This is a genomic window from Edwardsiella ictaluri ATCC 33202 (assembly GCF_000264785.1).
GTDB classification, from domain to species: domain Bacteria; phylum Pseudomonadota; class Gammaproteobacteria; order Enterobacterales; family Enterobacteriaceae; genus Edwardsiella; species Edwardsiella ictaluri.
Genome location: NZ_AFJI01000066.1, coordinates 1 through 1,330, shown reverse-complemented (window position 1 = coordinate 1,330; position 1,330 = coordinate 1). Strand labels below are relative to the sequence as shown.

General features: G+C 47.5%; 1 pseudogene. It reads left to right on the top strand.

Going from position 1 to position 1,330, the window contains the following annotated elements:
• Positions 1–71: 71 nt before the first annotated feature.
• Positions 72–1,290: pseudogene (locus EIEH_RS10365) on the top strand (IS4 family transposase).
• Positions 1,291–1,330: the final 40 nt, after the last annotated feature.

Genomic DNA, 1,330 nt, shown 5'->3' with positions numbered 1-1,330 from the left:
GGGTAAAAAAAGACAGGCATAGAGTTTTGTGATCTACTGATTTGTGCAACCAATTCAAGGAGATCACCTCTATGCCTGCTCGTCAGGTATGTCAGAATTTTTTCCGTGATGTGTTAGCACCTTTTCATAAATACCGACAAAATGCCTTGCTGGATGCTACCGTTGCACTCATTAGCGGTGCGTCACTGACGTTGACCAGCATCGGGCGCCATTTACCCGGATCGGCTCAGGTCAAAAATAAAATCAAACGTGTTGATCGCCTGCTGGGTAATGAGTCACTGCATCTGGATATTCCTCTGATTTTTAAAAGTATTATCTCGATGCTGACGGGGCAGTTGTCTCTTTGCGTTATTGCTGTTGACTGGAGTGGCTACCCGTCTCAGGAGCATCATGTTCTTCGCGCCTGTCTCCTGTGCGACGGGCGTTCACTCCCCTTGTTAAGCTGGATAGTTCCGTCAGAAAAACAGCAGAACTCACAGAGACAAAAAGCCTTCCTTGATGCTCTTGCAGAGGCAGTAAACTCGCAGGCCAGAGTCATCATTGTTACCGACGCAGGCTTCCAGAATGCCTGGTTCAGGCATATCAAGTCACTCGGTTGGGACTTTATTGGGCGAATAAGAGGAACGGTAAAGTTCAGGCTGCTAAAAACAGGTGAATACTGGTATCACGTGAGTGATATCAAGGCGGAAAGGCATCCACCCATCAAAGCCAGTTCGCGCCCGGTATATCTTGGGGTCGGAACTCTGGGATGCACTGAATACGCTCGTTGCGATGGTCATTTTTATCTTCACAAGAAGCCATCCTGCGGACGTAAAAATAAGCATTCCCGATGCCGCATCTATCGTAAGTCACAGGTGCGGGATGCCCGCAGGGCCGCAAAAGAACCCTGGCTTATCTTCAGCAGTACAGATGATTTTAAGCCAAGAGAAATCATGAAGTTATACAGTCGCAGAATGCAAATTGAGCAGAACTTCAGGGATGAAAAAAGTGAGCACTTCGGGTGCGGACTTCGTGCCAGCTACAGCCGTTCAATCGGGCGTATGCTGGTTCTGAGTTTACTGGCAACGTTGAGTACCATCGTAATGTGGTTGCTCGGCTATCACGCTGAAAACAAAGGATTACATTTGAGGTATCAGGCCAACAGCATTAAATCACGGCGTGTTATCTCATATCTTACTTTAGCGGAGAATGTCTTACGACACTCCCCCGCTAATCTTAAAAAGAACGGTACTCAGCACCGTTCTTAATCACCTCGTCAGAACCTACCAAAATATGGTGCTGGTTTATTAGCACTGATTTATGGGGATCCCTCAGCCGCTATGCGGGGTTT